Origin of the sequence: Pseudomonas sp. NPDC088444, from assembly GCF_044900175.1 — a bacterium.
Taxonomy (GTDB): Bacteria; Pseudomonadota; Gammaproteobacteria; order Pseudomonadales; family Pseudomonadaceae; genus Aquipseudomonas.
Genome location: NZ_JBJDNK010000007.1, coordinates 1 through 23,403, shown reverse-complemented (window position 1 = coordinate 23,403; position 23,403 = coordinate 1). Strand labels below are relative to the sequence as shown.

The window sequence follows — 23,403 nt, the reverse complement described above, 5'->3', positions numbered from 1 at the left end:
CTTACCCCCGCACCTGGACACTGTCGGCCAGAATTGCCAACACCAACTGTTTGAAATCGAGCCCCGCCGCGTTCGCCGCCATGGGCACCAGACTGTGATCGGTCATACCGGGCACGGTGTTGACTTCCAGCAACCAGAATTTGCCGTCGGCGTCCTGCATGACATCCGTGCGCGCCCAACCGGCAACCCCCACGGCTTCGCAGGCGCGAGCGGTCAGCGCCTTGAGTTCCTGTTCCTTGCTTGCATCGAGGCCACATGGAATCCGGTACTGGGTATCGGAAGCCAGGTACTTGGCGTCGTAGTCGTAAAAACTGTGAGGAGTGCCCAGACCGATGGGGGGCAGGATTTGCCCACGCAGGGACGCGACCGTGAACTCCGGACCTTGAATCCATTGTTCGACCAACACGTGCGAATCGTAGGTACTGGCGGCATTCCATGCGGCGATCAATTCGTCGACGCTGGTCACCTTGGCCATACCGATACTGGAGCCTTCATGGGCGGGTTTGACGATCAAAGGAAAGCCCAGTTCCGTCGCCGCAGAAATACAGTCGGCTTCGCTGTTCAGCACGGCATGACGCGGTGTCGGCAAGCCCAGGCTCTGCCAGACCTGCTTGGTGCGCAGCTTGTCCATCGCCAGTGCAGAGGCCAGTACACCACTGCCGGTGTAAGGAATGCCCAGGCACTCCAACAGGCCCTGCATGGTGCCGTCTTCACCGCCACGGCCATGCAGAACGATGAACGCACGGTCGATGGTTTCGCTGGCCAGTCGATGCAGCAAGTCATCGCCCACGTCGATCCCGAAGGCATCGACGCCCCCGCTCAACAGCGCTTCAAGCACTGCATTGCCGGATTTCAGGGACACCTCCCGCTCCGCGCTCTTGCCACCGAAGAGCACGGCCACGCGACCGAAGCTTTTTGGCTCGGCGGTCGAGAGCAGGGAGACTGGCGCAACGGCTGTCATTTCAGCTTACCTTCGGTAGAAGCCACGATGGCGCCCGTGAACAATGGGCTCCTGAGCAGTTGTGGTGCGAGACCGCCGATGTCACCGGCGCCCTGGCACAGCAGGATGTCGCCTGCACGCAGCAACGGTTTGACCAGCGGCGCCAACTCGACGCCACGTTCGATATAGATCGGGTCCAGTTGCCCACGCTGACGAATGCTGTGGGCCAGTTGACGGCTGTCCGCACCCGGAATCGGCTCTTCGCCCGCCGGGTAGACCTCCATCAACAGCAACACGTTGGCGTCGTTGAGCACTTGCACGAAATCGTCGTACAGATCGCGGGTTCGGCTGTAACGGTGCGGCTGGTACACCATCACCAGACGACGATCCGGCCAGCCACCGCGCACGGCATTGATGACCGCTGCGACTTCACGCGGGTGGTGACCGTAGTCGTCAACCAACATCACGTTGCCGCCTTCGACCGGCAGCTCGCCATAGACTTGGAAGCGACGGCCCACGCCCTGGAAGCCCGACAAGCCCTGAACGATGGCTTCGTCGGTGATGCCTTCATCCGTCGCGATGGCGATGGTCGCCAGCGAGTTGAGCACGTTGTGGTTGCCCGGCATGTTTACCGACACGTCCAGCGGCTCTCGGTCGCGGCGCAGCACGGTGAAATGGGTACGCATGCCTTCCTGGCGCACATTGATGGCGCGCACGTCGGCATTTTCATTGAAGCCGTAGGTCACCACCGGACGCTTGACCGCAGGCAGGATGTCGCGCACCACAGGATCGTCGGTGCACACCACCGCCAAACCGTAGAACGGCAGGTTGTGCAGGAACTCGACGAAGGTTTTCTTCAGTTTGTTGAAGTCCCCTTCGTAGGTTGCCATGTGATCGGCGTCGATGTTGGTGACAACCGCCACCAGCGGCTGCAGGTGCAGGAAGCTGGCGTCACTTTCGTCAGCTTCAGCGATCAAGTAACGGCTGGTGCCGAGCTGGGCGTTGGTGCCCGCGGCGTTCAGACGGCCGCCGATCACGAAGGTCGGGTCCAGGCCACCCGCCGCGAACACCGAAGCGATCAGGCTGGTGGTGGTGGTCTTGCCGTGAGTTCCGGCCACCGCGATGCCGTGACGATAGCGCATCAGCTCGGCCAGCATCTCGGCGCGTGGCACCACCGGAATGCGACGTTCAAGGGCCGTCGCCACTTCCGGGTTGGAAGTGTTCACGGCACTGGAGACCACCAGCACGTCAGCGGCAGCAGCGTTCTCGGCGCGGTGACCAATGAAAATCCGGGCGCCGAACGATTCCAGACGCTCAGTCACAGGCGATGCCTTGAGGTCGGAACCGGATACGTCATAACCCAGGTTCAGCAACACCTCTGCAATCCCGCACATGCCCACACCGCCGATCCCGACGAAGTGGATGCGACGGATACGGCGCATTTCCGGTTGTGGCATCGCGCGTTGATTCTCAACCATGGACCACCTCCAGGCAGACATCGACGACGGTGTTGGTGGCATCCGGCTTGGCCAGTTGGCGGGCCGTGGTAGCCATGCGCTTCAATTGCTCGGGTTGCATCAAAACCTCTTTCAGGCGAGCCGCCATTTCGGCTGCGCCAGTTGTCTTTTGTGGCATCACGAAGGCAGCGCCTTCACGGGCCAGATATTCGGCATTGCGCGACTGGTGGTCGTCGATCGCATGGGGCAGCGGCACCAGCAACGACGGCAACCCAGCGGCGGCCAGTTCACTGATGGTCAACGCGCCTGCGCGGCACACCACCAGATCCGCCCAGCCATAGGCCTGGGCCATGTCCTTGATGAAGGGGGCAACCTGTGCCTCGACACCCGCCGCGCGGTAACGCTCGGCGGTGATTTCATCGTGATTCTTGCCCGCCTGATGGAACACTTCAGGACGGACCTCGACCGGCACTTGAGCCAGCGCTTCGGGCAACAGCTTGTTCAGCGGTTCGGCGCCAAGGCTTCCGCCCAGTACCAGCAGCCTTGGCTTGCGTCCTTCCAGTGCCTGACGCGGCGTTTCGAAGAACAGCTCGGCACGCACCGGGTTACCGGTGGTGCGGCGTTTGGCCGATGCGGCGAAAGTCTGCGGAAAAGCTTCGCACACACGCGATGCGAACGAGGCCAGACTGCGGTTGGCAGTACCGGCGACGGCGTTCTGCTCATGAATGATCAACGGCACGCCCGCCAGCTTCGCGGCCAGGCCACCGGGGCCGGTCACATAACCACCGAAGCCGACGACGCAGACGGGCTTGAGTTCACGCACGACCTTGCGCGCCTGCATCAGCGCCTTGAGCAACATGAACGGCGCCTTGAGCAAGGACAGCCGCCCTTTTCCGCGCAGCCCGGTCACGTTGATCAAGTGCAATTGCAACCCGGCTGCCGGGACCAGTTCGTTTTCAATGCCCCGCGGCGTGCCCAGCCAGTGCACGGTGTAGCCACGCGCCTGGAATTCACGGGCGCAGGCCAGCGCCGGGAACACGTGCCCGCCGGTGCCGCCTGCCATGATCAACACATTACCGACGGCCATGATTCGGCTCCTCGGCGAAATCGCTCTCGTTGAACTCGGCTTCTTCACTGCCCATGTTGTTGCGTGACTCCCACTCGATACGCAGCAACAGACCCAGACTGGCGCAGCAGATAATCAACGAACTGCCGCCGTAACTGAGGAACGGCAGGGTCAGGCCCTTGGTCGGCAACAGACCGACGTTCACACCGATGTTGATCAGGAACTGACCGATCCACAGGAACGCCAGACCGTAAGCGGTGTAAGCGGCAAAGAATTGCTTGGCACGCTCGGCCCACATGCCGATGTACATCGCACGAATACTGACGAACATGAACAGCGCAACGGTCGCCAGCGAACCCACAACGCCCAGTTCCTCGGCCAGTACCGAGAACACGAAGTCGGTGTGCGCTTCCGGCAGGTAGAACTGCTTCTGCACGCTGTTGCCCAGACCGACGCCGAACCATTCACCACGACCGAAAGCGATCAGTGCCTGGGTCAATTGGTAGCCGGAGCCGAATTGATCGGACCAAGGGTCAGTGAAAGTGATCAGACGCGCCATCCGATACGGCTGCGCCTGTACGAGCACGAACACCGCACCGACAGCCAAAGCGACCATCAGCGAGAAGCGGAATAGGCCGACTCCTCCGAGGAACAGCATTGCCGCCGCCGACCCCATCATCACGACGGTGGCACCGAAGTCAGGCTCCATCAGCAACAGACCTGCCATCGGCAGCAGCACGATGAACGGCTTGAAGAAGCCCATCCAGCTTTCGCGCACCTCCGTCTGGCGACGAATCAGGTAACCGGCGAGGAAGATCACCACGAACACCTTGGCGATTTCCGATGGCTGTACGTTGAACATGCCGAAGCCAATCCAGCGCATCGAACCGTTCACCTCGCGCCCGATACCGGGCACGATCACCAGCACCAGCAAACCGAAGGCGCCGATCAGCATCAGCCAGCCCAGACGTTGCCAGGTCGACACCGGAATCATCATGGTGGCCACGCAAGCCGCCAGCCCCAACACCAGATAAATCAAGTGGCGGGTCATCATGTACAACGCGTTGCCCGACTGTACGGCAGCCACTTCCGAAGATGCGGAAGTGATCATCACCAGGCCCAGACCCAGCAAGGCCAGACAGCCCGCCAGCATCGGGAAATCGAGGTCCACGCCACGACCGCTGATGATCGGCGACGGGTAAGGCTTGATCACGCCAAAGATCATGACAAGTCCCCCGCCGCCTGTGCGAACAGACGTCCGCGTTCTTCGAAATTCTTGAACATGTCCAGGCTCGCGCAGGCAGGAGACAGCAACACGGCATCCCCTTCCTGAGCCACTTCGGCCGCACGTTGTACGGCCTCTTCCAATGTTTTGACGCGAATCAACGGCACCGAATCGCCAAAGGTCTCGGCAAGCAGCTCAGCATCGCGTCCCAGCAGGACCACTGCACGGCAGTGAGTCGCGACCGGCGTTTTCAGCGCAGAGAAATCAGCGCCTTTACCATCGCCGCCCGCAATCAGCACCAGCTTGCCGTTGATGTCAGCTCCCAGACCTTCAATGGCAGCCAGTGCGGCCCCCACGTTAGTGGCCTTGGAGTCGTCGTAATAGTTGACGCCGTGACGCTCGCGCACCCACTGGCAGCGATGCACCAGGCCACCGAAGCGACGCAATGCGTCGAGCATCGGCTCGAACGCCAGCCCTGCCGCATGCCCCAGCGCCAATGCAGCCAGCGCGTTGGCCTGATTGTGCGCGCCACGGATTTTCAGCTCGCTCGCAGGCATCAGCTTTTCGAACTGGAACGCCAGGTACTTCTCGCCGTCCTCTTCCCGCAGGCCGAAACCATTGATGTCCGGCTTGTTCAGGCCAAAGGTCCAGCACGGCACGCCTTCACCGATCAAAGGCCGTGACAGGGCATCCTGGCGGTTGACCACCACCTGCCGCGCCCCCCGAAAAATCCGGTGTTTGGCCAAGTGGTAAGCCGGCAGGCCGCTGTAGCGGTCCATATGGTCTTCGCTGACGTTGAGCACGGTGGCCACTTCGGCGCCGAGGTGATCGGTGGTTTCCAACTGGAAGCTCGACAGCTCCATGACGTACAGCTCGACGTCGTCGCTGAGCAAATCCAGCGCAGGCGTGCCAAGGTTGCCGCCGACCGCGACGCGCTTGCCCGCCGCAGCGGCCATTTCACCGACCAGCGTGGTCACGGTGCTTTTCGCGTTGGAGCCGCTGATGGCGATGATCGGCGCCTTCGCGTTACGCGCGAACAGCTCGATGTCGCCAGACAGCTTCACGCCACGGGCTGCAGCCTGCTGCAACGCGGGTGTCGCCAGCGCCAGGCCGGGGCTCACGTACAGTTCATCGGCACGGCAGAGGAATTCGACGTCCAGCTCACCACAACGCACTTCCACCTGCGGGTAGTCACGACGCAAGGTCGCCAGTTCCGGAGGGTTCTCCCGTGTATCGGCCACGGCAAACGCCACGCCCCGGTTCGCCAGGAAGCGAACCAGGGACATGCCGCTCTTGCCGAGGCCGACAACGATGCGGAAGTGGTCAGAAGCGATCAGTGACACTCTGTCTTACCTCAGTTTCAACGTGGCAAGGCCGATCAGCACGAGAATCACGGTGATGATCCAGAAACGGACGATCACGCGCGGCTCGGGCCAGCCCTTGAGTTCAAAGTGGTGATGGATCGGCGCCATGCGGAAAACGCGGCGGCCGGTCAATTTAAAGGATGCGACCTGAATGACGACTGACAGGGTCTCCATCACGAACACGCCGCCCATGATGAACAGAACGATTTCCTGACGAACGATGACCGCGATGGTGCCCAGCGCAGCGCCCAGCGCCAATGCACCGACGTCGCCCATGAAGACTTGAGCCGGATAAGTGTTGAACCAGAGGAAGCCCAGACCGGCACCGATCAGTGCACCGCAGAACACGATCAGTTCGCCCGCGCCCGGCACGTACGGAATCAGCAGGTATTCGGCGAACTTTACGTTACCGGACAGGTAGCAGAAGATGCCCAACGCACCACCGACCATGACCGTCGGCATGATGGCCAGGCCATCCAGACCGTCAGTCAGGTTGACCGCGTTGCTGGAGCCGACGATCACGAAGTAAGTCAGGATCACGAAGCCTGCGCCCAGCGGGATGCTGAAGTCTTTGAGCATCGGGATCAGCAGCGTGGTTTCGACCGGCGTCTGCGCAGTCATATAAAGGAAGATTGCGGCACCCAGACCGAAGACCGACTGCCAGAAATACTTCCAGCGGCTTGGCAAGCCTCTTGAGTTTTTCTCGATGACCTTGCGGTAATCGTCGACCCAGCCGATGCCGCCGAACAGCAGCGTGACGATCAGCACGACCCACACGTAACGGTTGGTCAGATCGGCCCACAGCAGGGTGGAAACCCCGATAGCGGAAAGAATCAACGCGCCACCCATGGTCGGGGTGCCGGATTTGGACAGGTGGGATTGAGGACCGTCGTTGCGGACGGATTGGCCGATCTGCTTGTTCTGCAGGGCACGAATCATCCAGGGACCGAAGCACAGCGAGAGCGACAATGCAGTGAGCACGCCAAGAATCCCGCGCAGGGTCAGGTACTGGAAGACCGCGAAGCCTTTATAGAACTGTTGCAGATACTCGGCCAGCAGCAGCAGCATTAATGTTTCTCCAAGCTGACTCCACACAGAGCCGCGACGACGTTTTCCATCGCGGCACTGCGAGAACCTTTGATCAAAATGGTGGTGTTTTTATCTTGCTCAGCGCCCAGCGCCTCGATCAGGTCGGCCTGACTGGCAAAATGGCGGGCATCCTGCCCGAAAGCCTTGACCGCATGGGCCATCAGCGGACCGACGGCATACAGCGCGTCGACCTTACCCGCAGCATAAGTGCCAACATCACGATGGCCCTGCTCGGCCCAGTCGCCCAACTCGCCGATATCGCCCAGCACCAGCACTTTGCGGCCCGGGAAACTGGTCAAAATGTCAGTGGCTGCCGCCACGGACGTCGGGTTGGCGTTATATGTGTCGTCGATCACCCGGATGCCGTTGGTCGCCAGTTGCGCAACGGTGCGCCCCTTGACCGGTTGAACATTGTTCAGACCCGCGACAATGCCCGGCAACGAAACGCCCAGCGCGTGAGCGGCAGCCGCCGCAGCCAGTGCGTTCGCTACGTTATGAGCCCCCAGCAGATTCAGTTGCACCTGCGCGGAACCAGCCGGGGTGTGCAGGGTGAAGGCCGGACAGCCACGGGCATCGATACCCAGATCACTGGCGTAGATGTCCGCTTCGCTGCTCTTGACCGAAAAACTCAGAACCTTGCGCGCACCGGCACGGGTCGCCCAGATGTCGAACGCTTTGTCGTCACGGTTCAATACCGCCGTGCCGCGAGCGTCCAGACCTTCGATGATTTCACCCTTGGCCTCGACGATCTTGTCAGGGCCGCCAAACTCACCGACGTGGGCGGTCCCGGCATTGGTCAACACCGACACATGCGGTTTGGTCAGGCTGACGGTCAGCGCGATTTCGCCCACGTGGTTGGCGCCCAGTTCGATCACGGCTGCGTCGAACTCCGGCGACAGCGTCAACAAGGTCAGCGGTACGCCCAGTTCGTTATTCAGATTGCCTTTGGTCGCCAATACTGAGCCACGTGTGCGCAGTATGCTCGCGAGCATTTCCTTGACCGTGGTCTTGCCGCTGGAACCCGTAATAGCGGCAACCGGCTTGTCGACGAACGCATTGCGATTCATCGCGCCCAATTGGGCCAGCGCCTTGCGGGTATCCCCGACGATCAGTTGTGGCAGGGCACTGCCCGGTACTTCACGCTCGACCAAGGCGCCGACGGCACCTTTGGCCGCGACCTGATCGAGATAATCGTGGCCGTCAAAACGCGGACCGGTGAGCGCCACGAACAACTGCCCTGCGTCGATTGCACGACTGTCGATACTGACGCCGTTGAAACTCACGTCCTCACCCACCCGACGCGCGTCGAGGGGCAACAGCAATTCGCTGAACGAAAGCGGCTTAATCATGTGCAGCCTCCCATGCGTCCAGTGCCTTGGCGGCTTCTTCAAGATCAGAAAACGGATGGCGCTGACCATCGATCTCCTGGTAATCCTCATGCCCCTTGCCGGCGAGCACGATCACGTCGGCGGCGTCAGCCTGCGCGATGATTTGCGCAATGGCCTGACCACGACCGGCGACGAACGCGACGTTATCCACAGCGGCGAAACCGGCGCGAATGTCCTCGAAAATGACAGATGGGTCTTCGGTGCGAGGGTTGTCGTCGGTGACCAGCACCTTGTCCGCCAGACGCTCGACCACTTCTGCCATCAACGGACGCTTGCCGCGATCGCGATCACCGCCGCAACCGAACAGGCAGGTCAGTTGACCTTTTGCGTGCGGACGCAGTGCAAGGAGAACCTTTTCCAGCGCATCCGGGGTGTGAGCGTAGTCAACGACCACCAGCGGACGGGCGCCGCCGCCCAGACGCTGCATGCGTCCGACCGGGCCTTCCAGCAACGGCAACACGTTCAGAATCTCGTCCAGCGGGTAGTCCAGCCCCATCAGCGCGCCGACGGCAGCCAACACATTGCTCAGGTTGAAACGCCCCAGCAGGCTGCTGCGCAAGACGTGATCGCCCTGCGGCGTCACCAGTGTGGCGCGCACGCCGTCGTCATCGAACCGGGCGTCGCGGCAGAACAGGTACGCGCTGCTGTCTTCCTGGCTGTACGTGATCAACCGCGACTCGTGAGACTGAGCGGCCAGTTGGCGACCGAACGCATCGTCGATATTGACGACGCGGCAACGCAGGTCATTCCAGGCGAACAACTTGGCCTTGGCCGCGCCGTAAGCTTCCATCGTGCCGTGGTAATCCAGATGATCACGGGACAGGTTGGTCATGACCGCGACGTCGAACGCCAAAGCAGTCACGCGCCCCTGATCCAGGCCATGGGACGAGACTTCCATGGCGATGGCCTTGGCTCCCGCTTTTTTCAGGTCGTAGATCGTCGACTGCACGGAAATCGGATCGGGCGTGGTGTGAATCCCGCTTTTCAACTCGTTATGGAAACCGGTGCCCAAAGTGCCAATCAGGCCGCAACGCTCGCCCAGCAAGTCGAGTGCCTGTGCGATCAACTGGGTGACGCTCGTTTTACCGTTGGTCCCGGTGACGCCGACCATATTCAGGCTGCGACTTGGGTCGCCATAAAAGCGCCCGGCGATGTCCGACAGTTGAGCGCCCAGCGCTTTGACCGGAATCATCGGGATGTCAGTGATCGGCAGCACTTTGGCGCCTTCGACCTCATAAGCCACTGCCGCTGCGCCATGCGCAATGGCGTCAGTGATGTGATCACGACCATCGACCTTCAGACCCGGCACCGCCAAGAACAGGTCGCCCGGGCGCACCTTGCGGCTGTCCAGGGTCAGTTCGCGGATCAACAAATCACGGTCGCTCTGGGCGAAAATCTTGTTCAGGTTAAAGGACATCAGCCGCGCCCTCCTTTAACAGGCACGACCAGCGGCGCCGCGTTGGCTTGCTGTTCAGGTGGAACTGGCGCGAGGTTGTCCGGACGCACGTTCATCAGACGCAACGTGCCCGACATGACTTTGCTGAACACAGGCGCCGACACCAGACCACCGAAATAGCCGCCTTTACTCGGCTCGTCGATCACCACCACGATGGCGTAACGCGGGTTGCTCATCGGGCCGAAGCCTGCGAACAGCGAGCGGTAAGAGTTTTCGGCGTAGCCCTTGGTGCCAACCGACGTCTTACGTGCAGTACCCGACTTGCCCGCCACGTGATACGACGGCACGCGGGCACGATAAACGCCGCGCGGGTCTTCGATCACCGACTGCAGCATGGTCTGCAGGGTTTTGGCAGTGGCTTCCGGAATGGCCTGAGTGGACTCGGCCGGCTTGTCCGTCTTCAGAATCGTCAGCGGAACGATCTTGCCGTTGTTGGCCAGCGCCGAATAGGCGTGAACCAGTTGCAACGCGGTCACCGACAGGCCGTAGCCGTAAGACAGGGTCGCGGTCTCTGCTTTACGCCACTCGCGATAGTTCGGCAGGTTGCCCACGCGCTCGCCCGGGAAGCCCAGGCCGGTATACTGCCCCAGACCCACACGCTGCATGGCGCGGAAGATCGCTTCGCCACCGACATCGAAAGCCACTTTACTCATGCCGACGTTACTGGAGTTGATCAGAATGCCGGTCAAGTCAAGGATCGGGCCTTCAGTCTTGGTCACGTCGCGAATGGTGTATTTGCCGATTTGCAGGGTGCCCGGATACACCTCGACCTTGTCGCTGGGTTTCCAGCGGCCACTGTCCAGGGCTGCGGTCATGGAGATCGGTTTCATGGTCGAGCCCGGCTCGAACACGTCGATGATTGCGCGGTTACGCATCGCCGCAGGTACCATGGTGCGACGGTTGTTCGGGTTGTAGGTTGGCTGATTGACCATCGCCAGCACTTCGCCGGTCTTCACGTCCATGATCACCAGGCTGCCCGCCTTGGCGTCGTTTTCCTGAATCGCGTTGCGCAGCTCACGGGTTGCCAGATATTGCAGGCGCAGATCAATAGACAAAGCCAAGGTCTTCCCGGCCTTGGCGTTTTTCTTAACTTGCAGGTCTTTGATCAGCCTGCCTCGCCGATCCTTGATGACTTGCCGCTTACCGGGCACCCCGGCGAGCCAGTCATCGTAGGCCAGCTCCACACCTTCCCGACCGTGGTCGTCCAGGTCAGTGAAACCCACCATGTGCGCGGTGACATCACCGGCCGGATAGAAACGACGGAACTCTTCCTTCCCGTAGACGCCCGGCACCTTCAGGTCGAGCACCGACTGCCCCTGTTCCGGGGTCAAGCCACGAACCAGATAAATGAATTCTTTGGAGGCCTGCTCGTTCAGGCGATCGGCCAACGCTTTCGGGTCCTGCCCCAGCGCTTGCGCCAACACGCCCCATTTGCTCTTGTCTGCCTGCATTTCGGACGGGTTCGCCCAAATGGTGGTGACCGGCGTACTGACCGCCAGCGGCTCGCCGTTACGGTCGGTGATCAGACCGCGGTGGGCAGGAATCGAAACGGTACGCAGGCTGCGCGCATCGCCCTGCTCGATCAGGAAGCGGTGATCGATAACTTGCAGGTCGACGATGCGATAGGAGATCGCCAACACCATGATCGACAGCAAGCCGACCACGACGCGGAACCGCCACGGATAGAGGGCGCCTTCAAGCTTCATCATGGCGACACCATCCGGATATCGGCAGCGTTCGGGATGTGCATTTTCAACTGGTCAGTGGCCAGTGTTTCGATACGGCTGTGGGCGGTCCAGGTGCTCTGTTCAAGAATCAGACGCCCCCACTCGGCCTGCGCCTTGTCGCGCACGCTGAGTTCGGCATACAGCGAGTTGAGCAACTGGCGGTTCCAGTGGGCGCTGTAGGACACGGCGATGGCCGACACAAGGACAGCGATAAACAACAGCATCATAAAGAAGCTGCCGCCGGGCAGTGGCTTGAAGAAACCGCGACTCACCGGAGTTTCTCCGCAACACGCATCACGGCACTGCGTGAGCGAGGGTTGGCACGGGTTTCTTCGTCGGAGGCGAATTGCGCCTTGCCGATCAGTTTGATGCGTGGCTCGAATGCCTGATGACGCACCGGCAGATTGCGCGGCAGATTATCCGCCTCGCCTTTCACCAGCTTGCGCATGAACAGTTTGACAATGCGATCTTCCAACGAGTGGAAGCTGATGACCGCCAGACGACCACCCACTTCCAGCGCCTCAAGAGCGGCGTCGAGGCCAGCTTCCAGGTCACCCAGTTCGTTATTGACGTGAATACGCAGCCCCTGGAAGGCACGCGTCGCCGGATTTTTGCCTTTTTCCCAGGCAGGGTTGGCGACTTTCAGCACTTCAGCCAGGTCACCCGTGCGCTCGAAAGGTTGGGTTTCGCGGCGCGCTGCGACGGCTGCAGCCATGCGCTTGGCGAAACGCTCTTCGCCGTATTCCTTGAACACGCGAGCGATTTCTTCGACAGGTGCGGTGTTGACGAACTCGGCGGCGCTGACACCCCGGGACGGATCCATGCGCATGTCCAGCGGGCCATCATTCATGAAACTGAAGCCGCGCTCAGGGTCGTCAAGCTGTGGCGAGGACACACCGAGGTCCAACAGGATACCGCTGATTTTCCCCGCAATCCCGCGCTCCAGAGCCTCGGAGCCCAACTCGGCAAAACTGCGCTGCACAATGACAAAGCGGCCGTCTTCGGCCGCCAGCGCTTGCCCGGTGGCAATCGCTTGAGGATCTTTATCGAATCCGAGAAGTCGACCATCCGGCCCGAGGTTCTGCAATATAAGACGGCTGTGCCCGCCCCGCCCGAACGTGCCATCCAGATAGCAGCCATCAGCGCGCACCGCGAGAGCCTCGACGGCTTCTTCGAGCAGTACGGTGATGTGGGTAAAGCCGCTATTCGTAGTCACAGGATCAAATCACGCAGTTCATCAGGCATCGCGCCCGGTTTTTGAATGGCCGCAAGGTCCGCATCAGCAAGTGCGTTCCAGGCGTCCTCATCCCACAGTTGAAACTTGTTGAGCTGGCCTACCAGCATCACTCGCTTGTCGAGCTTGGCGTACTCGCGCAAACGGGGCGGCACCAGAAAACGTCCACTGCCATCGAGTTCCAGATCCACCGCATTACCGATCAACAACCGCTGCAAGCGACGGTTTTCTTCACGAAATGTCGCGAGCTCACGCAATTTGGCTTCGATCACTTCCCATTCCGGGAGCGGATAGATGCACAAGCATGGGTCGACGGTATCAATGGTCACGATCAATTGGCCGGCGCTACGCGAATCGAGCTCGTCACGGTACCGGCTCGGCATAGCGAGACGGCCCTTTGCGTCGAGATTGATTGCGTTTGCACCACGGAACACAGGCGCTTTCTCCGAATATTATCGTTTTGCGTCCAAAAAACCCACTTCACGCCACTTTCCGCCACTTGCGCACACTATAGGAATCCGCCCACCACACCGTCAAGGCAACTTCTTAAGGAAAACCCTTACAGGACGGAGATTTACGAGGGGTAATAGAGGAGTTTTGAAAAAAATCGGATCGTTCCTACGGATAAATCCGAAGGAACTCAAAAAGATGAGCTTCGAAGTTAAAGTGATTTGTGAGGTTTAAGATTTTTTCGACATTACGACGAGGGGTTATGCGAGGAAAAAAAAGCGGAGGTGGAGAAAAGTGGAGAGTCAATCTGTAAGCCGGGTTCTGTCGAGGACAGTCATTCCTCTACGATGGCCATCACTGGACATCTTTAGCAACCTACCCGGTTCCAGCGCGGGCCACGCCTTGGAACCCTATTTGGTCTTGCTCCGAGTGGGGTTTACCTAGCCACGAACTGTTACCAGCCGTGCGGTGCGCTCTTACCGCACCTTTTCACCCTTACCGGCACCGAAGTGCTTAGGCGGTTGTTTTCTGTGGCACTTTCCGTAGGCTCACGCCCCCCAGGCGTTACCTGGCACTCCGCCCTATGGAGCCCGGACTTTCCTCCCCCCTTCATTGCGGAACAATGAAAGGCAGCGACTGTCCAATCGACTCTCCGCCGCCAAGGTTACTGACTGGTCGGCTCAAGAACAAGCATTAATAAGCCTGTCGTTCATTTAAACGACAGGCTGACGGGCACTGCTCACTCGCCCTTTTGCTTGTCCAGCGCCACCTGATACAGCAGATTCTTGCGCACACCTGTGATCTCGGCCGCCAGCGCCGCCGCACGCTTGAGCGGCATTTCCTCCAGCAACAGGTCCAGCACGCGCCGCGCCTCAGCACCAACCGCGTCGTCTCCTTCAGGCTCACTCCATCCTGCGACCACCACGACGCACTCTCCGCGCTGCTGATTGCTGTCACCCTCGACGAACGCTCGCAGCTCGCCCAAGGGCAACCCCTTCAGGGTTTCGAAGGTTTTGGTCAACTCGCGCCCCAGTACGGCCGGCCTGTCGGCACCGAAGATCGCTTCCATGTCCTGAAGGCATTCCAGGATCCGGTGAGGCGCCTCATAGAAGATAACCGTGCGCGGCTCTTCTCTGAGCAGCTCGAGCCGCACCTTGCGCCCCACTGATTTAGCCGGAAGAAAACCTTCAAAGATGAAACGATCGGAGGGCAGGCCTGCCGCCGACAGCGCTGCAATCAACGCGCAGGCCCCCGGAACGGGCACGACCTGAATCCCTGCCGCACGAGCCTGACGCACCAGGTGGTAACCCGGATCGGAAATCAATGGCGTGCCTGCATCGGAAATCAGCGCCACATCATCGCCCGCTTGCAGACGCGCAATGAAGCGACTGCCCTCGTCACGTTCGTTGTGCTCGTGGCAGGCCGCCAATGGCGTGGAGATGCCAAAGTGCTGCATGAGTCGTAATGAATGCCGGGTATCTTCGGCCGCAATCAACGAAACTTCGCGCAACACTTTCAACGCGCGCACGCTCATGTCATCCAGGTTGCCAATTGGCGTGGCCACCACATAAAGCGAGCCTGTAGTGGAATTCAAAGCACCCGGAGCAGTCAAAGCGCACACCTCATGATCAGTCAAAGCCTGCATTGTACAGGTTAAGGCGAAACAAACAGGGAGCTTGAAGAATGAAGCAGAGCGTCATGCCTTCACCTTCGAGAACGGGAAAACCACTGACCGAAGCGTCCGATTACGCTTCAGTACGACCAATATCACTGCTTTAACGCCTACAACATCGCGCCCCGGCCAGTGCTTGGGTACAATTCCACGCTTATTTGCTTGAGTACCAGGAACACATACATGATCGCTTGCCTGCGGCTGTTCTCTGCCCTCTGCCTGGCTGCCTTGTTGGCCGCTTGCGCCGGTTCGCCCTCTTCCAGTCTTGGCGAACTGCCTCGCACTCCTGACGCCAGCATCGAGCAGTTGCTCGAACAAGCCGCTGCCGCCAAAACGCCCGACCAGGCCGCCCTCTTGCGCCTGACCGCGGCAGACCTTGCAGCACGCCAGAACAACCCGAGCCGTGCCGCCAGCATTCTTGAACAGGTCCAGATCGACCAACTCAAGACTGACAAGCAGATCTACGCCAATACCCTGTCGGCCGAACTGGCTCTGGGTCGCAGTCAGCCCAAAGCGGCACTGCAGGCGCTCAACCATCCAAGCATGCAGCATCTGGGCGAAATGCCTGTCGATCTGCAAACCCGCGCCTACACCGTTCGCGCCCGCGCCTTCGAGGCCGATGGTCAGACCCTGGCCGCCGCCAGCGAACGCGTTTTCATGGGGCCGTTGCTGCAAGGCGATGCCCTGAGCGCCAACAACGACGCGATCTGGACACTGGTTGCCGCACTCCCGCCTGAACAACTTCAAAGCACCGCCAACGATGACATGGGCGGCTGGCTGAGCTTGGCCCGCGCCGTCAAAGGCGCTGGCACGCTGGAACAACAGCAGGCGGCCATCGACAACTGGAAAGCCCAAAACCCGCAGCACCCAGCCGCGCGTCAACTGCCGACGTCCCTGGCTCAATTGCGCGAACTGAAAAGCCAGCCGCTGACGAAAATTGCCCTGCTGCTGCCACAGGATGGCCCTCTGGCCTCCGTTGCCCGTGCCCTGCGCGACGGCTTCATGGCCGCTCATTACCAAGCGCAACAGGCCGGTCAGAAACCACCTGCCATTGAAGTGTTCGACAGCTCCCGCGTGACGTCGATGGACGCGTTCTACGCCCAAGCCAAAGCGGCTGGCGTGCAAATGGTCGTCGGCCCCCTGGAAAAGCCGCTGGTCAAACAGCTGAGCGCTCACCCGCAATTGCCAATCACGACCCTGGCCCTGAACTACAGCGACTCCAGCGCTCAAGGCCCGGCTGAACTGTTCCAGTTTGGTCTGGCAGCCGAAGACGAAGCCCGCGAAGTGGCCCGTCGCGCCTGGGCGGATGGCAAGCGCAGCGCCGTGGCCATGGTGCCGAAAGGCGAATGGGGCGACCGCGTCCTCGACGCTTTCCGTCAGAGCTGGCAGGCCAAAGGCGGCACCTTCCTGGGTGTCGAGCGCATCGATCAACCGGTGGCACTGGCCCAACAAGTTGCCGACCTGTTCCAACTGCGCAATAGCGAAGGCCGCGCCCAACGCCTGCAAAGCACCACTGGCGCCCAGATGGCCGCCCAGCCGAGCCGTCGTCAGGACGTGGACTTCATGTTCCTGGCGGCCACGCCGCAACAGGCACAGCAGATCAAACCGACCATGGTGTTCCAGTACGCGGGCGATGTGCCGGTCTACGCGACTTCTCATTTGTTCACCAACAGTGGTGATCAAGCGATGTACAACGATCTGGCTGGCGTGCGCTTCTGTGAAACCCCTTGGCTGCTGAACGCGACCGACCCACTGCGCCAGCAAGTGACCAATCAATGGCCACAAGCAGCGGGCAGCCTCGGCCGCCTGTACGCCATGGGCATCGATGCCTATCGCCTGGCACCACGCCTGACCCAACTGAAAACCCTGCCTGAAAGCCGTATCGACGGCCTGTCGGGCAGCCTGGCCATCGGTCAGGGTCAGCGCATCGAACGCCAACTGCCTTGGGCGCAATTCGTTGACGGCAAAGTTCAGCGCCTGCCGGACACTGCGCCTTGACCTCAGGCAGTACGCGAAAAACCGCAGGGCAAGAGGCCGAGGCCTACGCCCTGCGACACTTGCTACAACACGGTTTGCAATTGATCACGCAAAACTGGTCGTGCAAACGCGGCGAGCTTGATCTGGTCATGCTCGACGGCGATACAGTAGTATTCGTCGAAGTTCGCTATAGGCGCCACGCCGGATGGGGTGGTGCACTGGAGAGCGTCGATTTTCGCAAGCAGGAAAAACTCATCCTGGCCGCACAATGGTTTCTGCAGAGTGAATTGAAATGGTCTGATTCCCCCTGCCGTTTCGATGTCGTGGCAATCAATGGTGACCCAGGCACTGAGCCTGCGCTGAACTGGCTGCAACATGCGTTCGAAGGCTGATCCCCGATGAATACATGCCGATGCCACGCTCGCCAAAACACCTCATTCACACCGTTTTTTGCTCTTTGCTTTGCGGGCTGCACAGTTTTGTGCCGGGAAGCCGATGACCCGTTTCAGACGCCGACCGACCAGCCGCCCCTATTAAGGTTTTCATAGATGGACATGCAATCCCGAATTCGCCAGCTTTTTCAGGCCAGCATCGATACCAAGCAGCAGGCGATGGACGTTCTTGCACCTTACATCGAGCAAGCCAGTCAGGTGATGGTTGATGCCCTGCTCACGGAGCGCAAGATTCTCGCCTGCGGTAACGGTGGCTCAGCGGGCGATGCTCAGCACTTCTCATCCGAGCTGCTGAACCGCTTCGAACGTGAACGTCCCAGCCTGCCTGCCATCGCGCTGACCACCGACACCTCGACGATCACCTCGATCGCCAACGATTACAGCTACAACGAGATTTTCTCCAAGCAGATTCGCGCACTGGGTCAGCCCGGCGACGTGCTGCTGGCGATTTCGACCAGTGGCAACTCGGCCAACGTCATTCAAGCCATTCAGGCCGCGCACGATCGGGAAATGATTGTAGTGGCCCTGACCGGTCGCGACGGCGGCGACGTCTCATCGCTGCTGCTGCCAGAGGACGTGGAAATCCGCGTTCCAGCCAAAGTCACCGCGCGCATTCAGGAAGTTCACCTGTTGGTGATCCACTGCCTGTGCTATTTGATCGACAGCCAAATTTTCGGGAGTGAAGAATGATATCCACACGTCTCAGCCTGTTGGCCCTGACCCTCTGCCTGGGCATCAGCGGATGCAGCTCGGTGGTCAATGCCAGCCGCGAAGCACCAATCGATGACGATCGTGGCACCCGCACACTGGGCAGCAAGATCGACGACTCTCTGATCGAAACCAAGGTCGCAGTCAACATCGCCAAAGCCAGCCCGGACCTGGACAGCAACTCGCACATCGTCGTGACCAGCTTCAACGGCGTAGTGCTGCTGGCAGGCCAGACACCGCGCGCCGACCTCAAGCAGTTGGCCGAACAGACTGCCAGCCAAGTGCAGAAGGTCAAGAAGGTCAGCAACGAACTGCAAGTGATCGAGCCGTCCTCCTACCTGGCCCGCAGTAACGACTCGTGGCTGACCAGCAAGATCAAGACCGAGATGCTGACTGACAGCGCCATTCCCGGCTCACGCATCAAGGTCGTGACCGAGAACGGTATCGTCTATCTGATGGGCCTGCTGACCCAGGCAGAAGCCAACCGCGCAACCAATCTGGTTCAGGGCGTGTCCGGCGTGCAGAAGATCGTGAAGCTGTTTGAGTACATCGATTAACGAAATAACTGCGAACCTACTCTGTGGGAGCGAATTTATTCGCGAAAGGGCCGGCAGGTCCGATGCATTTCTGTCGAATGTACGAACGCATCGCGAATGAATTCGCTCCCACATGGGATCAACGGCAGGCACAAAAAAGGCGATCCCTCGGGATTGCCTTTTTCGTTACTACGTCATGATCACTTGACCACTTTCAGACTCGGCCGACCGGTCGGGCGCGGTGGCTCGTCATCCGGTGGTGGCAGATCATCATCTTCCACATCCAGATCTTCATCGTCATCCACGGCCGGCTCCAGGTCGAAGACCATGCCCTGACCGTTCTCACGGGCGTAAATCCCCATGACGGCGGCGACAGGCACGTACAGACTGTGCGGCACACCACCAAAGCGTCCTTCGAAGCTCACCGCATCGTTGTCCATGTGCAAATGGCGCACGGCGCTTGGCGAAATGTTGAGAACGATTTGCCCATCATTGGCGAAGCCTTGCGGGACTTGTACCGCCGGATACTCGGCGTTGACCAGAATGTGCGGCGTGCAATCGTTGTCCACGATCCACTCGTACAGAGCACGGACCAGGTAGGGGCGACTGGAGTTCATCGAACGGTTCCTTAAGCCTTAGCGCATGTCTCGTTCGGCAGCAGACAGACTTGCCTGAAATGCCTCACGAGCGAATTGGCGCTCCATATAATCAAGCAGCGGCTTGGCGGGCCGCGGCAACTCGATACCCAGAACCGGCAGGCGCCAGAGTATGGGCAATAGACAGCAGTCGACCAGGCTCTGCTCGTCACTGAGGAAAAATGGCTTTTCCGCAAACAGTGGCGAGACACCGGTCAGACTTTCGCGCAGTTCCTTGCGCGCCTGGGCTCGTACGGCGTCTTTGTTGCGCGAGTCCAGAATGACATCCACCAAAGCGCACCAGTCGCGCTGAATGCGGTGCATCAGCAGACGGCTGTTGGCTCGGGCCACAGGGTAAACCGGCAGTAAAGGCGGATGCGGATAACGCTCATCCAGATATTCCATGACCACCGTCGACTCGTATAGCGCCAGGTCACGATCGACCAGCGTCGGCACCGTGCCATACGGGTTCGCCTCGATCAGTTTGGCCGAGTGCTGACCTTCAACGACATCGATGATCTCGGCGCTGACACCTTTCTCGGCGAGCACGATGCGCACGCGGTGGGAATAGTGGTCGGCGGGGTCGGAGTAACAGGCCAACCGATTGGTCACGCCCATGGCGATCCTCCTCGCTTGTTAAATATGCAAAAGCAGAAAAACGAACGCGCCCTGAAGACGCCTCCGGCAACATCCACAATCAGCGGGTGTTCATGCGGGCGACAAGATAGCTCATTTACGCGAAGTAAATTCTGCAATCTTTCGCCCGCAACTATACCCGCTTTGCGTCCATTACCCGAATGAGACTCTACAGAGCGCGTTCCGTCTGCCTCGCCACGACTGCACCGCTAATGCACGTCCTTCCAATATTCACGCTTGAGCAGATAGGCAAAGATAAACAAAACCGCCAGATACAGCAGCACATAGGTGCCGATGCGCTGGTGTTGCAGCTTGACCGGGTTCGCCGAATACGCGAGGAAGGTCACCAGGTTCTTCACCTTCTCGTCGAACTGCTCTTCGGTCAGCGTGCCGGTCTTGGGCACGATGGTCAATTGATCGCAGGCCTCGTGGGTCAGCGGCACACCGGTCAGTGGATCGAACTGTTTCTTGCCGTGCTCGACCCATTGCACCTGCTTGCAGCCGATCACCTGACGCCCCTGAAGCCCGACCAGCACGTTAGGCATGCCGACGTTCGGGAAAACCTTGTTGTTCACCCCCCACGGGCGCGCAGGGTCCTCATAGAACGAGCGCAGATACCCATAGAGCCAGTCCGTGCCTCGTACTCGCGCCACCAGCGTCAGGTCGGGAGGGGCTGCGCCGAACCAGACCTTGGCATCGGCAGGCTGCATGCCAGCGACCATGTGATCACCAATCTTGGCCCCGGTGAACACCAGTTTTTCGAGCATCAGCTCATGAGGAATACCCAAATCATCCGCGACCCGCTCATAGCGCTGGAACTTGGCGCTGTGACAGCCCATGCAGTAGTTGACGAACGTTCTCGCGCCGTCCTGCATCGCCACTTTGTCGGCGACGTCAATGTCGACGCTTTCCAGTTCAGGCCCGCCGTGTTCATCTGCAATCGCCAGCACAGGCAGTGCTGCAAGCAGTAAGACCGCCAATATTCTTTTCATTAGCCCGTCACCCTTTCCGGTACCGGTTTTGTCTTCTCCATGCGCGTGTAGAACGGCATCAGGATGAAGTAGGCGAAATACACGGCCGTACACACCTGCGACAGCAACGCGCGCCCCGGGCTGGGTGGCAGCACACCCAAAATCCCCAGAATCACGAAGGCCACACAAAACAGCAGCAACCAGATTCGGCTGAGCCAACCTTTGTAGCGCATGGATTTGACCGGGCTTCGGTCCAGCCACGGCAGCACGAACAGCACGGCAATCGCCGCCCCCATCGCCATGACCCCCATGAGCTTGTCGGGAATCGCGCGCAGGATCGCGTAGAACGGGGTGAAGTACCAGACCGGTGCAATGTGCTCGGGCGTCTTGAAGGCATTCGCCTGCTCGAAGTTGGGTTTTTCCAGGAAATACCCGCCCATCTCCGGAAAGAAGAAGACAACCGAGCAGAAGATGAACAGAAACACCACGACCCCGACGATATCCTTGACCGTGTAGTACGGATGGAACGCGATACCATCCAGCGGCTTGCCGTTCTCGTCCTTGAGTTTCTTGATGTCGACGCCGTCCGGGTTGTTGGACCCGACTTCGTGCAGCGCCAGTACGTGCAGCACCACCAACCCGAGAATTACGATCGGCAGCGCCACCACATGCAGTGCGAAGAAGCGGTTCAAGGTAATGCCGGAAATCAGGTAATCACCGCGAATCCATTGGGTCAGGTCATTGCCGATGATGGGAATCGCGCCAAATAGGGAGATGATCACCTGCGCGCCCCAGTACGACATCTGCCCCCACGGCAGCAGATACCCCATGAACGCTTCAGCCATCAGCGCCAGGTAAATCAACATACCGAAGATCCACACCAGCTCGCGAGGCTTCTGATACGAGCCGTAGAGCAGTCCGCGGAACATGTGAAGGTAAACGACGATAAAAAACGCCGACGCCCCTGTGGAATGCAACAGACGCAGGATCGAGCCGTACTCCACGTCCCGCATGATGTACTCGACGGACGCGAACGCCTCCTCCGCCGAGGGCGTGTAACTCATGGTCAACCAGACGCCAGTGACGATCTGATTGACCAGCACCAGCAACGCCAGCGAGCCGAAAAAATAGAAGAAGTTGAAATTCTTGGGGGCGTAATACTTGCTGAGATGATCTTCCCACATGGAAGTGGCAGGGAAGCGCGCATCGATCCAGTCCATGAACTTGCTCATTACGCTTTCTCCTGATCGACACCAATGACGATGATTGAGTCCGACTCGTAGGAATGCGGCGGCACTGGCAAATTCAGAGGTGCTGGTTGCGCCTTGTAGACGCGCCCGGCCAGGTCGTAATGGGAGCCGTGACAAGGACAGAAGTACCCACCCACCCAGTCTTTACCCAAATCAGCGGGGGCAACTTCAGGGCGGAACGTGGGCGAACAACCCAGATGCGTACAAATGCCGATCAACAGCAACATCTCGGGTTTGATTGATCGAACCACCGGATCGACGTAGGTCGGTTGAGTAGAGTTCTTGGACTCTGGGTCGGAGAGCTGAGCGGTGATCTTGCCCAGATTGGTGAGGATTTCCGGCGTACGATGGACGATGAAGACCGGCTGACCGCGCCACTCGGCGATCATCTGCTGGCCTGGCTCGATTTTGCTGATATTGACCTTAACGGGTGCACCAGCCGCTTTGGCCTTGGCACTGGGAAACCATGACCCCACGAACGGGACCGCAGCCCCGACCGCCCCTGCAGCGCCCACCACAGATGTGGCGGCGACGAGGAAGCGACGCCGGCCTGCATTCACGCCGTCATTGCTCATTCCTTCCTCTCCCATCAGCTTTTAGAAACCTGCTTGGTCAGGCTTCCCTTCGTATTATTTTTTAGCTGTCGATGCATCTGCCAAAGGCAATCAGAGCGCTCCTTGATCCATCAAGGGGACTGCCATTTGGCGAAAACCGGGAGGCCTTATAGATCGGGGCATCCACCGATGATTCGTGTCGTCATCACCCATAATAGACGCCCATAAAAAAACGCCCAGTTCCGTGAGGAAACTGAGCGTTCTTTTTGAACGAAAGCGAATTAACGCTTCGAGTACTGCGGACGCTTACGCGCTTTACGCAGACCGACCTTCTTACGTTCAACTTCGCGAGCGTCGCGAGTGACGTAGCCTGCTTTACGCAGAGCGCTACGCAGGGTTTCGTCGTAGGACATCAGAGCGCGAGTGATACCGTGGCGGATTGCGCCAGCTTGACCACTCACACCACCGCCGATAACGGTGACGTAGATGTCGAATTTTTCAACGGTCTCGGTCAGTTCCAGCGGCTGACGAACTACCATGCGTGCAGTTTCGCGGCCGAAGAACGTGTCCAGGGAGCGGTTGTTGATGGAGATGTTACCGGTGCCCGGACGCAGGA

General features: G+C 59.8%; 23 protein-coding genes and 1 other RNA gene. 4 read left to right on the top strand and 20 right to left on the bottom strand.

Annotated features, from left to right (window positions below):
- Position 1 precedes the first annotated feature (1 nt).
- From ACI2KB_RS14945 to rsmI, 14 genes are all read right to left on the bottom strand, one after another.
- Positions 2 to 961 carry a D-alanine--D-alanine ligase gene (locus ACI2KB_RS14945; protein ID WP_404635770.1) on the bottom strand — a complete coding sequence of 320 codons (960 nt, stop codon included), beginning with the start codon at positions 959 to 961 and terminating at the stop codon, positions 2 to 4.
- On the bottom strand, positions 958 to 2,418 hold the full coding sequence (murC, locus tag ACI2KB_RS14940) for a UDP-N-acetylmuramate--L-alanine ligase (protein WP_404635768.1): 1,461 nt from the start codon (positions 2,416 to 2,418) through the stop codon (positions 958 to 960). The genes ACI2KB_RS14945 and murC overlap by 4 nt, the downstream gene beginning before the upstream one ends.
- A complete protein-coding gene (murG, locus tag ACI2KB_RS14935; protein ID WP_404635766.1) occupies positions 2,411 to 3,484 on the bottom strand; it encodes an undecaprenyldiphospho-muramoylpentapeptide beta-N-acetylglucosaminyltransferase in 1,074 nt (357 codons plus the stop codon). The genes murC and murG overlap by 8 nt, the downstream gene beginning before the upstream one ends.
- Entirely contained in the window at positions 3,471 to 4,688 is a 1,218-nt protein-coding gene (gene ftsW / locus ACI2KB_RS14930) for a putative lipid II flippase FtsW (protein ID WP_404635764.1), read from the bottom strand. The genes murG and ftsW overlap by 14 nt, the downstream gene beginning before the upstream one ends.
- Positions 4,685 to 6,031: a UDP-N-acetylmuramoyl-L-alanine--D-glutamate ligase gene (murD, locus tag ACI2KB_RS14925; RefSeq protein ID WP_404635762.1), complete on the bottom strand. Its 1,347-nt coding sequence runs from the start codon at positions 6,029 to 6,031 to the stop codon at positions 4,685 to 4,687. Before murD ends, ftsW begins: the two co-directional genes overlap by 4 nt.
- A 6-nt stretch (positions 6,032 to 6,037) precedes the next feature.
- A complete protein-coding gene (gene mraY / locus ACI2KB_RS14920) occupies positions 6,038 to 7,120 on the bottom strand; it encodes a phospho-N-acetylmuramoyl-pentapeptide-transferase (protein WP_404635760.1) in 1,083 nt (360 codons plus the stop codon).
- On the bottom strand, positions 7,120 to 8,490 hold the full coding sequence (gene murF, locus ACI2KB_RS14915; RefSeq protein ID WP_404635758.1) for a UDP-N-acetylmuramoyl-tripeptide--D-alanyl-D-alanine ligase: 1,371 nt from the start codon (positions 8,488 to 8,490) through the stop codon (positions 7,120 to 7,122). Before murF ends, mraY begins: the two co-directional genes overlap by 1 nt.
- On the bottom strand, positions 8,483 to 9,946 hold the full coding sequence (locus tag ACI2KB_RS14910) for a UDP-N-acetylmuramoyl-L-alanyl-D-glutamate--2,6-diaminopimelate ligase (protein WP_404635756.1): 1,464 nt from the start codon (positions 9,944 to 9,946) through the stop codon (positions 8,483 to 8,485). The genes murF and ACI2KB_RS14910 overlap by 8 nt, the downstream gene beginning before the upstream one ends.
- Entirely contained in the window at positions 9,946 to 11,694 is a 1,749-nt protein-coding gene (locus tag ACI2KB_RS14905) for a peptidoglycan D,D-transpeptidase FtsI family protein (protein ID WP_404635754.1), read from the bottom strand. Before ACI2KB_RS14905 ends, ACI2KB_RS14910 begins: the two co-directional genes overlap by 1 nt.
- A complete protein-coding gene (gene ftsL / locus ACI2KB_RS14900; RefSeq protein WP_404635752.1) occupies positions 11,691 to 11,984 on the bottom strand; it encodes a cell division protein FtsL in 294 nt (97 codons plus the stop codon). Before ftsL ends, ACI2KB_RS14905 begins: the two co-directional genes overlap by 4 nt.
- Positions 11,981 to 12,928, bottom strand: a complete 948-nt coding sequence (gene rsmH, locus ACI2KB_RS14895; RefSeq protein ID WP_404635750.1) for a 16S rRNA (cytosine(1402)-N(4))-methyltransferase RsmH — start codon at positions 12,926 to 12,928, stop codon at positions 11,981 to 11,983. Before rsmH ends, ftsL begins: the two co-directional genes overlap by 4 nt.
- On the bottom strand, positions 12,925 to 13,380 hold the full coding sequence (gene mraZ / locus ACI2KB_RS14890) for a division/cell wall cluster transcriptional repressor MraZ (RefSeq protein ID WP_404635748.1): 456 nt from the start codon (positions 13,378 to 13,380) through the stop codon (positions 12,925 to 12,927). Before mraZ ends, rsmH begins: the two co-directional genes overlap by 4 nt.
- Positions 13,381 to 13,690: 310 nt before the next feature.
- An RNA gene (gene rnpB / locus ACI2KB_RS14885) (RNase P RNA component class A) lies at positions 13,691 to 14,048 on the bottom strand.
- Positions 14,049 to 14,135: 87 nt separating this feature from the next.
- Positions 14,136 to 15,041, bottom strand: coding sequence for a 16S rRNA (cytidine(1402)-2'-O)-methyltransferase (gene rsmI, locus ACI2KB_RS14880; protein ID WP_404635746.1), 906 nt, complete (start codon positions 15,039 to 15,041; stop codon positions 14,136 to 14,138).
- A 210-nt stretch (positions 15,042 to 15,251) separates the two neighbouring features.
- Between rsmI and ACI2KB_RS14875 the strand changes: the two genes are divergently transcribed.
- The 4 genes from ACI2KB_RS14875 to ACI2KB_RS14860 all read left to right on the top strand — a co-directional run bounded on the left by ACI2KB_RS14875 (position 15,252) and on the right by ACI2KB_RS14860 (position 18,762).
- A complete protein-coding gene (locus ACI2KB_RS14875) occupies positions 15,252 to 17,066 on the top strand; it encodes a penicillin-binding protein activator (RefSeq protein WP_404635744.1) in 1,815 nt (604 codons plus the stop codon).
- Entirely contained in the window at positions 17,063 to 17,437 is a 375-nt protein-coding gene (locus ACI2KB_RS14870; RefSeq protein ID WP_404635742.1) for a YraN family protein, read from the top strand. The genes ACI2KB_RS14875 and ACI2KB_RS14870 overlap by 4 nt, the downstream gene beginning before the upstream one ends.
- Before the next feature lie 156 nt (positions 17,438 to 17,593).
- On the top strand, positions 17,594 to 18,187 hold the full coding sequence (locus ACI2KB_RS14865) for a phosphoheptose isomerase (protein WP_404635740.1): 594 nt from the start codon (positions 17,594 to 17,596) through the stop codon (positions 18,185 to 18,187).
- Entirely contained in the window at positions 18,184 to 18,762 is a 579-nt protein-coding gene (locus ACI2KB_RS14860; RefSeq protein WP_404635738.1) for a BON domain-containing protein, read from the top strand. Before ACI2KB_RS14865 ends, ACI2KB_RS14860 begins: the two co-directional genes overlap by 4 nt.
- A gap of 179 nt (positions 18,763 to 18,941) precedes the next feature.
- Here the strand turns inward: ACI2KB_RS14860 and ACI2KB_RS14855 are convergent, their stop codons facing one another.
- The 6 genes from ACI2KB_RS14855 to rpsI form a co-directional block, all read right to left on the bottom strand.
- Positions 18,942 to 19,358 carry a ClpXP protease specificity-enhancing factor gene (locus ACI2KB_RS14855; RefSeq protein ID WP_404635736.1) on the bottom strand — a complete coding sequence of 139 codons (417 nt, stop codon included), beginning with the start codon at positions 19,356 to 19,358 and terminating at the stop codon, positions 18,942 to 18,944.
- An 18-nt stretch (positions 19,359 to 19,376) separates the two neighbouring features.
- The gene (locus ACI2KB_RS14850; protein ID WP_404635734.1) at positions 19,377 to 19,994 is read right to left on the bottom strand and encodes a glutathione S-transferase N-terminal domain-containing protein; all 618 of its coding nucleotides are present in this window, start codon (positions 19,992 to 19,994) and stop codon (positions 19,377 to 19,379) included.
- Between the two features lie 227 nt (positions 19,995 to 20,221).
- Entirely contained in the window at positions 20,222 to 21,004 is a 783-nt protein-coding gene (locus ACI2KB_RS14845) for a cytochrome c1 (protein ID WP_404635732.1), read from the bottom strand.
- The gene (locus ACI2KB_RS14840; protein ID WP_404635730.1) at positions 21,004 to 22,215 is read right to left on the bottom strand and encodes a cytochrome bc complex cytochrome b subunit; all 1,212 of its coding nucleotides are present in this window, start codon (positions 22,213 to 22,215) and stop codon (positions 21,004 to 21,006) included. Before ACI2KB_RS14840 ends, ACI2KB_RS14845 begins: the two co-directional genes overlap by 1 nt.
- Positions 22,215 to 22,808, bottom strand: coding sequence for a ubiquinol-cytochrome c reductase iron-sulfur subunit (petA, locus tag ACI2KB_RS14835; protein ID WP_404635728.1), 594 nt, complete (start codon positions 22,806 to 22,808; stop codon positions 22,215 to 22,217). The genes ACI2KB_RS14840 and petA overlap by 1 nt, the downstream gene beginning before the upstream one ends.
- Positions 22,809 to 23,068: 260 nt before the next feature.
- Positions 23,069 to 23,401 (bottom strand): 30S ribosomal protein S9, encoded by a 333-nt coding sequence (gene rpsI / locus ACI2KB_RS14830; protein WP_404635726.1) that lies wholly within the window; start codon positions 23,399 to 23,401, stop codon positions 23,069 to 23,071.
- Positions 23,402 to 23,403: the final 2 nt, after the last annotated feature.

What these genes read in the sequence shown, in the direction of transcription:
- ACI2KB_RS14945 (WP_404635770.1), bottom strand. Translation starts at nt 961, where the DNA reads ATGACAGCCGTTGCGCCAGTCTCCCTGCTCTCGACCGCCGAGCCAAAA.
- murC (WP_404635768.1), bottom strand. Translation starts at nt 2,418, where the DNA reads ATGGTTGAGAATCAACGCGCGATGCCACAACCGGAAATGCGCCGTATC.
- murG (WP_404635766.1), bottom strand. Translation starts at nt 3,484, where the DNA reads ATGGCCGTCGGTAATGTGTTGATCATGGCAGGCGGCACCGGCGGGCAC.
- ftsW (WP_404635764.1), bottom strand. Translation starts at nt 4,688, where the DNA reads ATGATCTTTGGCGTGATCAAGCCTTACCCGTCGCCGATCATCAGCGGT.
- mraY (WP_404635760.1), bottom strand. Translation starts at nt 7,120, where the DNA reads ATGCTGCTGCTGCTGGCCGAGTATCTGCAACAGTTCTATAAAGGCTTC.
- murF (WP_404635758.1), bottom strand. Translation starts at nt 8,490, where the DNA reads ATGATTAAGCCGCTTTCGTTCAGCGAATTGCTGTTGCCCCTCGACGCG.
- ACI2KB_RS14910 (WP_404635756.1), bottom strand. Translation starts at nt 9,946, where the DNA reads ATGTCCTTTAACCTGAACAAGATTTTCGCCCAGAGCGACCGTGATTTG.
- ACI2KB_RS14905 (WP_404635754.1), bottom strand. Translation starts at nt 11,694, where the DNA reads ATGATGAAGCTTGAAGGCGCCCTCTATCCGTGGCGGTTCCGCGTCGTG.
- rsmI (WP_404635746.1), bottom strand. Translation starts at nt 15,041, where the DNA reads ATGCAGGCTTTGACTGATCATGAGGTGTGCGCTTTGACTGCTCCGGGT.
- ACI2KB_RS14875 (WP_404635744.1), top strand. Translation starts at nt 15,252, where the DNA reads ATGATCGCTTGCCTGCGGCTGTTCTCTGCCCTCTGCCTGGCTGCCTTG.
- ACI2KB_RS14865 (WP_404635740.1), top strand. Translation starts at nt 17,594, where the DNA reads ATGGACATGCAATCCCGAATTCGCCAGCTTTTTCAGGCCAGCATCGAT.
- ACI2KB_RS14860 (WP_404635738.1), top strand. Translation starts at nt 18,184, where the DNA reads ATGATATCCACACGTCTCAGCCTGTTGGCCCTGACCCTCTGCCTGGGC.
- ACI2KB_RS14855 (WP_404635736.1), bottom strand. Translation starts at nt 19,358, where the DNA reads ATGAACTCCAGTCGCCCCTACCTGGTCCGTGCTCTGTACGAGTGGATC.
- ACI2KB_RS14850 (WP_404635734.1), bottom strand. Translation starts at nt 19,994, where the DNA reads ATGGGCGTGACCAATCGGTTGGCCTGTTACTCCGACCCCGCCGACCAC.
- ACI2KB_RS14845 (WP_404635732.1), bottom strand. Translation starts at nt 21,004, where the DNA reads ATGAAAAGAATATTGGCGGTCTTACTGCTTGCAGCACTGCCTGTGCTG.
- ACI2KB_RS14840 (WP_404635730.1), bottom strand. Translation starts at nt 22,215, where the DNA reads ATGAGCAAGTTCATGGACTGGATCGATGCGCGCTTCCCTGCCACTTCC.
- petA (WP_404635728.1), bottom strand. Translation starts at nt 22,808, where the DNA reads ATGAGCAATGACGGCGTGAATGCAGGCCGGCGTCGCTTCCTCGTCGCC.